Below are 9,767 nucleotides of genomic sequence, written 5' to 3' on the forward strand. Positions count from 1 at the left end.
CGAGTTATAAAAACGACATAGTAAAGATAAAATAACACTATATGGAAATTACACAAACCCTTAAAACAGAAATTTACTACGCCCTTACCGATTTTTTAAATGCTTATAAATCGCAAGATACCCAAGTATTAGCTGAAAAGTTTGGTATTTCGGGAGCGTTTTTAGAAGAAATCAATGAGACACTTGATTTTGTAGAGGATAAAAACGTGTTGCACCTCTTTCCTATAGAAGATATAGATAAGGAAGTGAATAAACTACGCGAACTGACCTTGTATAAAGATAAAAAGATGAATAAACTTGTGGTAGAGGCTTGTGTATATAATGATAAAAATGAATGTATAGGGCTTATAGTAGGCGATTATCCTTTATTTGAATATTCTCCTAAGTTTGTGTTTACTTATTTTGATGTATAAATAAAAGAACAATTTACTCAGCTTGCTCAAGCTCTCTCTAAACAAGGCAAGAAATGAAATCAATAAAAATATTTAAAATGACACATAACAAAACACTTATTTACTTTTTCTTTCTACTTATACTATCTGCTTGTAGCAAACAATCGGGAGAAGAGGAACAGCAGAAGCATCGTAGGTAAACTGTAAAAGGATAACAAACATTTAAATAACATCCGACTATGAAAAAGTTCATAACATTAGTAGCAGCATTTGCCCTTGTGGCTTGCGGAAAGGACAGCAACGGAGGCGGCGGAGAGGATCCGATCGACCCCAGCGTAGTGTACAAAACTTCGGGCGACCTTTTCGGAAAGAACTATGTGGCAAAGGGGACCGTTTTTACGCGAAGGGTAGACAAAGAGATGCCTCTCGCGCCCAATTCAGCAGCGATTGCAGCCAAAATGAAATCGCTGGCAACCAATCCTTACGGGGTGATCACTACCATTACACGTCAGCACTATAATTACACCATAATTATAGTAGATAGTAATGATAAGAACCAGCATTATGCTAATTTTATCCCCGAAGGACACCGTGAGCGAGACGATGCTGACCTCTATAAATACACGGGAGGGCGTCAGCCTATCGTGCACGATGCCAAGCCTGCCGCTGGAAACGATGCGCATATGGCGGTGTACGACGTGGCAACGGGAGTGATGCGTCAGTACTTCGGAGTAACGTATGTGAACAGCGGTGAGTACAAATTTAAAGGCTCGGGCTACTTCATTGCAAAGCCAGGCCTGCGAGGGCTCGCTAAGGACAACTATTGGATGCGCCTTACCAAAGGCGGTAGCTCGGTAGTGGGAATGCTCAATCCGCTGTCGCAGATCGGTATCGAGGAAGTGAGGGCAGGGGAGATCAATCACGCCCTATCGTTCACCATAGCGCACGCCCGTAAAGGCTTTTCGTGGCCTGCGAAGGCTGGCGATGGCGATCTGGACGATGCCGACGCCCCAATGGAAGGGCAATGGTGCCGTATCGACCCGAAAGTGGACTTAGATAAACTCGGATTGAGTCCTATGACCCTGATGATTGCCAAGGCGGTGCAGAAATATGGGGCTTATGCCGCTGATAAGAACGCATTTTGCCACACTTTCACCACCGAGCACGGCATTTATGAGCTTGCGATCCACGGGTTAGACCCTTGGGAACACGATGGGGAGTTTGAGAAGAAGTACGGCAAGTTCGATAACATCAACGACTTCCCTTGGGAGCTCACACAATGGGCACCCGTTGATTGGGGAAAATAGAATATCAAAAAGAGTGGATAAACTATGTTAATGAGGCTAAAAAGGAAGAAACACGCCTCAAAAGAGTACTGAAAAAGCAATTATTGTTCTGTGAGAAGTATACATTGGAGGGAGAACCCCAAGTTATTAATCTGTTAGAGTAAATTATTAATATCAATTCGCAAGAAGGGAATGCCCCCGTTGGCGCGAGCTTGTAGCTCGTGCCTATTATAATAGACTTAGTTGGATACGGAGCAAGATGATACACCTTACCAGAAGCATTTGGCAGTAGTCTAGCAAACTTTTGTCAGTATAGAGATTGTCGCCTCGACAACTGATTAATGATTATTATGAAAACAGATACACAAATTAAATTCGATACAGTTGTAAAAGAAGGTTTTACGCCTTTGTTAAAGCCGCTTTCTTTTAAAAAGAAAGCCTTGAACTATTATCGAAGGCTTGCTGAGGTAGGGCATATCATCAATATACAGAAAAGCAGTTATGGGGATAGAGATCACATTAGGTTTCGCATCAATATAGGGATTTTTGAACCTAAATTTTGGTTGGGCTATTATGACTTTAAACATACAGGGCAAGTGCCTGATTACCCTACAGAACCTGTTTGTATTATCCGTAAAACTATTAAAGATTTACGAGGGAGAAAAGAGCTATGGTATGAAGTGGATGAAAATACCAATGAACAAGAGTTGATTAAGAGAGTACAGGAAGATATACAACAATATATTCTGCCTTTTTTTAAACAATATAATAGTGTAGAGAAGATTTTCTATTCAGCTGATTCAATATTTCCTCCTTTTGGAGCATTGGTGTTTTATGGAGAACATGGGTATATAGAGAAAGCTCAAAAGGAATATAATGAACTTTTAAAAGATGTGAATCCTTTGGCTGAAAGAACTTTAAAGGGGTATGCTAAAAAATATGACTTAAATATTTAATTATCAAAGTAAATCAAAAATAAAAAAAATCACTCTTGCGGGTTGCCCCTCTCCTTGGGAGAAGTCCACGAGAGAGGAATTCCCTTTTGCCGATAATACTTTTGATATTGTGTTTCACAACGGAGGTATCAATTTCTTTAACGATAAAGCACTTGCTATAAGCGAAATGCTTCGGGTTGCCAAAGCAGGGAACAAACTCCTTATCGCCGATGAGACTGCCGACTTTATGGAATCACTTTTAGAAAAAGCAACTAAATGAATGTCTTACAGAAACGATTAGCACAAATAGAAACCGTTCCTCACGAAAATAGCTTGTGTGATGGAAAAGAACACGATACTTGGTACAATGAAACCAAAGTGAAATATCACCTAAATGAAGAATACAAAATACTTAGTTTTAAAGGAGGAAAAAAGCAATCACACTTAGGATAAGTGCTATTATAAAAGCATAAATTATTTTCATATATTCTCACCTAATATTTCTTTACTTGTCCTAAACTAACAGTAAAGATTCCAAAATCATCAATCAGCATACTTTTTTTCTTGACTCCTTGGAGGGAGAAAAGTCCGTCCAATTCACGCTGGCTACGGCGGCGCATCACCCAGTCTTTTTCCTGATGGCTCTTCAGGACAAAGGCAATGGTTTTGAGCTGGGGGTGCCATGGCTGTCCTGTATAGATGATATACCCATTGTCCGAGATAGAAACCACCCCCTTGATTGCCTCAGAGGCCAAGATATTATCACCAAAAAGCTCAAAAATACCTGAGATGATGGTGATATTGGGCGAATAATTTAGTTTGCGGTAAGTATCAGCCTCAAAACAATTGTAATTGGTAAAGCGAATATTCTGGTAGCCACGCTCTTTGATAATTTGCTCTCCCTTCTGTATGTTGGCTGGTAGGAACTCATTGATAACGATCTCCACTTCAGGGTGGCGCTCTTTGATATCAAAAAGGTAGTTGCCCACTCCACCTGCGATGTCCAATATTTTTACCTCCTGTTCTTGGGCTTGTAGGGCTTGTATAGCCTTTTCTACCTGTTGTAGGAGGTGTCTCTTGCGGATACGTACCCCGCGCCAGCCTATGGCATTGAGATAGCTTTTGTCCATCCAACGACCTATACCCCACTTGCCTTGTGGCGTGTTTTTATATACATAATCCATGGAGGCGCCAGAATCGAAGCCATAGGTAAGCCCTACAGTCATACCACCACTGAGGTGACCAAGCTTGCTCAACGCCCATTTCTGAAGATGGTAACCCCAACGCTCTCTGGTGGGAATCAGTTCATATTGCATGGTCTCAAATTCTTTCTGAGTAAAGAGATCAGAATCAAGAGTAGGAGTAGGCAAGGGTGCAGAGAAAGCCTTTTGGATAAAGTGTTGTAGGAGCTTATATACTTCCTCACGGCCTTGCTCGAAGAGAATTCCATGATGGAAGCCCTCCAAGGTAACAAACTCTTTTATAGGGGAGGATAGGTTTACATAAAACTGCTTTTGCTGTTGGTTAATCACCACAAAGTCTTTTTTAGCGGAGAGCAGTAGGGTAGGGGTGGTGATTGCAGCGGCATCTTCCACCAATCGCTTACCAGCATTGGCAAGGTCAATGAGGAGTTTGCCATTGATAGAGCGGGTGATGAGAGGGTCATTATCGTAAGCCTGTTGCTGCTTAGTGTCGCGAGTGAGCATCTTGGATTTTACATAGCTCTTAACAATCAGTTTAGGATTGATTTTTAGAGCCAACTCGATGGCTTGCTTGGCCATAGGAATGATCAGGTTGATCTCAAAGGCAGGAGCCAAGAGCGCCATGCCAGCGATGCGGGGTGCAAAATCATGCACCCAAGCCGATGTGATTACCCCGCCAATACTATTGGCCACTACAAAGATATCTTCCTCGCGTACCTCATAGTGCTGCCCAAGGAACTTGGCAAAGGTATCCAAGTCCCGTACCGAATCCATGAAAACAGGAGATACAGCGGCTTTGGTGTGCCCATGTCCACGCATGTCAAAAGCAAAGATGTTGTAGGCAGCAAAGAGCGGATGGGTAGCAAATTCCTGTAGACGCTCCCCATACTCATGCCCTCTATGGATTACGATAAGGGTCTTTTGTCCGGGCTTGTAATTCCATTCGTAGAAGAATAGTTCTTCCCCTTCATGACTTTTGAAAAAACCTGTGTTCATGGTATAATGATTTTGATACGACAAAAATAGAAAATTATTTTTTAATTACCTAATTTTTTGTTAGAATTAGTTGTGATTTTGCATCCATTTGGCCTTTCTGTACATTAGTAAGGACAGCAAAGGCTTAGGCAGTAGCGAGAGTAATTGCATGAGCCACTTCATACGAGTAGGGAAGAGGTGTAGGCTTTTCTTTTGAGTGATAGCCCTGCTGATTTCGGCTACTGCTCTATCTTCACTCACCAGAAAAGGTTTCTTAGAGAGATTGTTTTGGTTGAGCTTGTAGAGCTTTTGGGTGGCTACATACCCAGGCGCAATAGAGGTGATATAGATGCCAAAGGGGCGTAAGGCACGCCTATAGGCATCGGCTATCTGTAAAACACTGCGCTTGGTCTTGGTATATAGGCTGGAGGAGGGATAGTCCAAAATCCCTGAGATAGATGCTAGCAGGACGATTTGGCCTCCATGATGAGCCATAAGTTCTCGGCCAACCTCCAAGGTATTGACGGCTCCTATGATATTGGTTTGTAGCATACTGACCGCCTCCTCGTAAGAAATTTCTCCTACCACATCCTCGGCATAGCTACCCGCACAGTTGATAAGTAAGGAGAGGGTGTCTGAGCCTACAAACTGTCGTATCACCTGGGTTAATAGTGCTTTGTCTATAACATCGGCCTTATAACTCTCAAAAGGAACTGCCTTGGGGAGCTTGCTAAGATCTCTGCCGCATACCCCAACCCGATGGCCGCTTTGCTGGTAGAAGTGAGCCAAGGCAAACCCTATGCCAGTGGTGCCTCCTATGATAAATACATTCATAAGCTAAAGGTGTTAAGAATAGTTTGGTAACCATAGTCCCATTGCCGCTCTATCTGCTCTCGGTAAGAGGGATAGTCCTTGGGAAAGTGAATTCCTATCTCCAGATGCTTCCAATTGATATATTTCTCAGAGTAAAAGCCCTTTAGAACGGTAGTTGCTCTTCGAGTATCTATCCATTGGGCAGGATAGGAAGCCACCGACGCCAACCGCTCGTTGCCACTAAAGCCCAAGACGGCACGTACCAAAGACTCTTCGGTAGGAGAGTAGGCCTGCTTGTGCTCAGCAATTACAGTAGTTGAAAGCGCATAAGCCAGCTCCATAGGAACAAGGTCAATAGCCCCGCCTGCATAGTATGTCCCCTGATAGCTTACAGGAGCTACATAGAACATATCCGAGACAGAAATACGGGCAGCCCAGAGCAAGGGAATAGCCGTTTCCACACTTATATCGGTTGCTACGGCCGAAAGCGTATAGTTGGATTCGGTATGTTGCAGTGTCTCAAGAGGGATCCTCTGGGCAGTCTCAGGGTCGGTTATGAGCACCTCTTGGTAGAGTTTTCTCTTACCCCTACGCTTGCCACACTCATGGGGGGCAAAGCACATCTTTGCTCCTATGATGATAGTGGGCAAGGCAGCAGAAAAAGCTAACTTGGTCAAGGAGGGGAGTAGCCCCGATAGGTCTTGGGACATCTCTACCAAATAGCGTGTATATACATCCTCTACCAAGGGAGCACGACGCCGGTCATAGCGCTTCTGTAGGACTAAAAGCCCCAAGCGATATAGCTTGCTATAAGGGGTAAGGGAGAGGCTTTGGATAAAGTGGTAAAACTCCTGTGATTGCAGATAGGCTTTTCTCTCTGTATTATTAGCAAAAGCATTGATTACCAAGGCAGCAAAAGCCCCACCACAGCTGGCAATAAGTAGCTCAGGAGCTTTGCCTATATCACACAACGCTGCATATATACCATTGTATAAGGCAAAGCGGGTGCCTCCTCCGGAGAGAAGCAAACTACGGGAAAAGGGCTTTATCGTATCCATAGGTAAAACCAAATACAGTTGAACAAGAGACTATCTATGCGATCCAAGAGACCACCATGACCAGGAATCAGTTGGCTGGTGTCCTTTACCCCCGCCCGCCGCTTGAGGTAAGAGAAAGTCACATCGCCCCAGAAACCAAAAAAGCTAATGAATAAGCCTACAAAAACTAATGTATGTAGTGCAATAGGAAGCCTCAGCAAGTAGCCTAAGCCCACACTCAAAAAAGGGGTGAGCAGTAAGCCGCCTACAAACCCTTCCACGGTCTTATTGGGGCTTATCTTGGGTAAGATCTTGTGCTTGCCAAAGCACTTTCCAGTGAGGTATTGGAAGATGTCGTTGAGTTCAGTCGTTACCACCAAGAAGATGAACCACTCCACCCCTTGTGGCTTCATACGTAAGAAAGTCAGGTGAGGGTAGGCTGCCAAAACAATCAGTAGAGAAAGGGGCAATCCTAAGGGGATTTGCCTAAGACATAGATATAGGATAAGGACTATCCCCACAACCATACAAGCTTCTATCATATAAGTGGAGTAGTTGGGACAGCTCCATAGTAAAACCCCTTGTAACAAGGGAATAGCCATACGCCAATAGCTCGGATTAAAACCAAAGAGCCCGCCCAATTCCGTAAGGGCTTGAAAGCTTACCCATAGGGAAAAAAGACACATGGTGTAGGGGTGGGAGACAGCCGCAGCAAAAACACAGATAATCACTCCCCAGCTCCTGATACGAAGCGGTACATCGGCATATTTGTTGTCAAGCGGCATAAAGTCCTTTTTTTAAGCGGGTGAAAGTACTTAAAAGTAGCAAGGCAATAACTATGGCAAAAACCACTTGAGAGTAGGCTTCTATTCCCACACCAAAGTAGGCAAGCAGCCCATAGATACCCATCAGCAGTGCTCGGTCGCTCTTGCCCATAGGCCCCTCATAGCGCCTTTGCCCTCCTAAGACCTTGCCCATGACGCCAGCAAACTCATTGAGTACGCTCAGTACAATAAAAGCTACCACCCAGTAAAGGCTTTCGGGGTGGTACTTTAGCAAGGGGAAGAAGATAAACACATCCGAGACCACATCGCCCACCTCATTGAGTACCTCTCCTAAGCGGGAGGTTTGTCCGAACTCTCGTGCCATCATACCGTCAAGAGCATTGAGGATCATACGCACCAACAGCCCTATGGGCAGTGCCAAAAAGAAAAGTGGTACCGCCGAAGCCTCCCAAAAGAGCACGCCAATCCCAAAGGAGAACACAATGGCCACTACAGTAATCTCATTGGCAGTAACACCTCTCCTATGTAGCCATACCAGTAGCGGGTGCAATAGCTGCTGGAATTTAGGTTTTAGTTTGTATACAGAAATCATAATAGGTTAATGAGTATATTAGTTAAAAAACTTATCAAAATCCGAGTAGCCACTTGCGGAACGACACCAACCTTTCCGAGTTAACCTTATACCTACCACTATAATTGCAGATAGATTATAGTGCTTGGTGTTATAGGTTTTTCCATCATCAGTAAGGTACTCCGCTACCAAAGCACGGACGATGTCTTTCAGAGTGTGTTTTTTCATAATAGGTTCATTTGTTAATTATCAGAGAGTTTCCCTCTCATATTTGTCTTCGTGAAAGTACTCATAAGCACTGGCTTCCAATTCTCCACAATCGGAAATAAGATTATTGTCTTGGTCATATATCTTATAATTCTGTTGGATCTCACCTATGGGGCATTCACCATCTAGGCCTAATAGGATAGTGTAAAATACATCTTCTAACAGAATATCAATAACTTCCTTAAGTTTCTCAGTTTGACTCTCTGTCAGAGCCATTTCTTTTATTTTTACATTTACAGCCGAAGCTTGTTCGGGTTGTGTTTGAAAGCATGACTTTAAAAACGCTAGTTTTTCAAGGTAAAAGTTCTTTGCAAATTCGTCTGAGGTCATAATGTTGATATATTATTTATAGAAGCTGTTTAAACTTTTTCCTATAATAAAGTAAAAGTTCCCGAAAATTAGTAATTTTGCGTTTGAAAAAAAAGAACACCAAAATTCAGGAACTTTGGGCAAAGATACAATAAATAATTGGATTATTCCCTTTTTAAGTGTAGGAAAAGGAGGATTTAAAAGTAATTTTGATTTAGCTTCAATAATTTTATTGATTTTTAAGAGATTAAGAACAGGGGTACAATGGAGAGAACTCCCAATTGAGAGTTATTTTGAAAAAGGAGAAATCTCTTGGCAAAATGTCTATTACTACTTCAATAAATGGAGTAAAGATGGTAGTTTTCAGCGAGTATGGTTGAATCTATTAAGCAAGAAGAAAAGAAAATTAGATATGTCTTGCGTTCAATTGGATGATAGTCATACACGTTGTCGCCAAAAAGGAGAGTCTGCAGGTTATCAAGCAAGAAAAAAGCCGTAACCACAAATAGTATTTTTTTGTGTGATAATAAAGGGCAAATGATAGCAATGGGAAGCCCTAAAGCTGGAAATCACAATGACTTATATGAAATAGAAGAAGTACTAAAAGAAATCTTAGCTTTTTTAGAAGAAGCAGGAAGTTTATTTTGATGAAGAATTGTACAAAAATAGGTTTAAGATTGAACAAGCAAATGGTTGGCTTGACGGATATAAAGGTTTGATAATGAGATATGAGTATCTTGATGTAACTTGGATTGGAATGCTCCTATTAGGGTTTATCTCCAAGTTCCTCAAAAAAGTTTAAACACGTTTGTTGTGTATTTCTAAAAAATGTTGATTTTATAAGATAAAATTCTAAAATAGAGGGGTGGGATTTTTACTGCATAATCTGGGATTAATAATCTTTTAGAAACGCTTTTATATCTTTCTCTTTTATTAATGGTATAAATACTTTAAGACGTCCTTCTAATTTTTTCTTGTTGTCCTTAGTCGTAAAAATAGGTTCTTTTTCATCTATATCACTATAATTAAAATATTTGACATCTATTAGACCTTCCTTTTTATCAGAGTCATTTTTTGATAGCAATATATATTCTTTTCCAACATATATGTAGAGTTTTTGATATTTACCTTTATAGTAGTATTTCACTAAGTTAATTTTATTTTTCACTACAAGGTTACCCTCTTCAAAGAAAGC

The 9,767-nt window shown here is 41.8% G+C and carries 12 protein-coding genes and 2 pseudogenes; 7 read left to right on the forward strand and 7 right to left on the reverse strand.

Annotated elements, in window-relative coordinates:
- Positions 1–41 precede the first annotated feature (41 nt).
- From JMN12_RS11735 to JMN12_RS11760, 6 genes and pseudogenes are all read left to right on the forward strand, one after another.
- Positions 42–413 carry a hypothetical protein gene (locus JMN12_RS11735; RefSeq protein WP_198473607.1) on the forward strand — a complete coding sequence of 124 codons (372 nt, stop codon included), beginning with the start codon at positions 42–44 and terminating at the stop codon, positions 411–413.
- A gap of 218 nt (positions 414–631) precedes the next feature.
- Positions 632–1,699: a hypothetical protein gene (locus tag JMN12_RS11740; protein WP_009413712.1), complete on the forward strand. Its 1,068-nt coding sequence runs from the start codon at positions 632–634 to the stop codon at positions 1,697–1,699.
- Positions 1,687–1,842, forward strand: a complete 156-nt coding sequence (locus JMN12_RS11745) for a YdeI/OmpD-associated family protein (protein ID WP_009413711.1) — start codon at positions 1,687–1,689, stop codon at positions 1,840–1,842. The genes JMN12_RS11740 and JMN12_RS11745 overlap by 13 nt, the downstream gene beginning before the upstream one ends.
- Positions 1,843–2,028: 186 nt before the next feature.
- Entirely contained in the window at positions 2,029–2,634 is a 606-nt protein-coding gene (locus tag JMN12_RS11750; RefSeq protein WP_034555813.1) for a DUF4304 domain-containing protein, read from the forward strand.
- Between the two features lie 34 nt (positions 2,635–2,668).
- Positions 2,669–2,884 (forward strand): annotated as a pseudogene (locus tag JMN12_RS11755) (class I SAM-dependent methyltransferase); the annotation flags it as partial.
- Between the two features lie 5 nt (positions 2,885–2,889).
- Positions 2,890–3,066: a hypothetical protein gene (locus JMN12_RS11760; protein WP_198466321.1), complete on the forward strand. Its 177-nt coding sequence runs from the start codon at positions 2,890–2,892 to the stop codon at positions 3,064–3,066.
- 41 nt (positions 3,067–3,107) lie between these two features.
- Here JMN12_RS11760 and JMN12_RS11765 read toward each other — a convergent pair whose 3' ends face one another.
- The 6 genes from JMN12_RS11765 to JMN12_RS11790 all read right to left on the reverse strand — a co-directional run bounded on the left by JMN12_RS11765 (position 3,108) and on the right by JMN12_RS11790 (position 8,593).
- Positions 3,108–4,811, reverse strand: coding sequence for a bifunctional alpha/beta hydrolase/class I SAM-dependent methyltransferase (locus JMN12_RS11765; RefSeq protein WP_203139374.1), 1,704 nt, complete (start codon positions 4,809–4,811; stop codon positions 3,108–3,110).
- Positions 4,812–4,877: 66 nt separating this feature from the next.
- Positions 4,878–5,624 carry an SDR family NAD(P)-dependent oxidoreductase gene (locus JMN12_RS11770; RefSeq protein WP_009413708.1) on the reverse strand — a complete coding sequence of 249 codons (747 nt, stop codon included), beginning with the start codon at positions 5,622–5,624 and terminating at the stop codon, positions 4,878–4,880.
- Positions 5,621–6,661, reverse strand: coding sequence for a patatin-like phospholipase family protein (locus tag JMN12_RS11775; RefSeq protein WP_203139376.1), 1,041 nt, complete (start codon positions 6,659–6,661; stop codon positions 5,621–5,623). Before JMN12_RS11775 ends, JMN12_RS11770 begins: the two co-directional genes overlap by 4 nt.
- Complete coding sequence (locus JMN12_RS11780; RefSeq protein WP_203139378.1) at positions 6,649–7,425, reverse strand: phosphatidate cytidylyltransferase; 777 nt, start codon at positions 7,423–7,425, stop codon at positions 6,649–6,651. The genes JMN12_RS11775 and JMN12_RS11780 overlap by 13 nt, the downstream gene beginning before the upstream one ends.
- The gene (locus JMN12_RS11785; RefSeq protein WP_203082031.1) at positions 7,415–8,017 is read right to left on the reverse strand and encodes a CDP-alcohol phosphatidyltransferase family protein; all 603 of its coding nucleotides are present in this window, start codon (positions 8,015–8,017) and stop codon (positions 7,415–7,417) included. The genes JMN12_RS11780 and JMN12_RS11785 overlap by 11 nt, the downstream gene beginning before the upstream one ends.
- A gap of 228 nt (positions 8,018–8,245) precedes the next feature.
- Positions 8,246–8,593, reverse strand: coding sequence for a hypothetical protein (locus JMN12_RS11790; protein WP_203082032.1), 348 nt, complete (start codon positions 8,591–8,593; stop codon positions 8,246–8,248).
- A 115-nt stretch (positions 8,594–8,708) separates the two neighbouring features.
- Here JMN12_RS11790 and JMN12_RS15345 point away from each other — a divergent pair, with 115 nt between their 5' ends.
- Entirely contained in the window at positions 8,709–9,071 is a 363-nt protein-coding gene (locus JMN12_RS15345) for a transposase (protein WP_238423898.1), read from the forward strand.
- 393 nt (positions 9,072–9,464) lie between these two features.
- On the opposite strand, the pseudogene JMN12_RS11800 reads toward JMN12_RS15345, so the two are convergent.
- Positions 9,465–9,767 (reverse strand): annotated as a pseudogene (locus JMN12_RS11800) (hypothetical protein); the annotation flags it as partial.

This window comes from Capnocytophaga genosp. AHN8471 (assembly GCF_016806945.1).
Classification (GTDB): domain Bacteria; phylum Bacteroidota; class Bacteroidia; order Flavobacteriales; family Flavobacteriaceae; genus Capnocytophaga; species Capnocytophaga periodontitidis.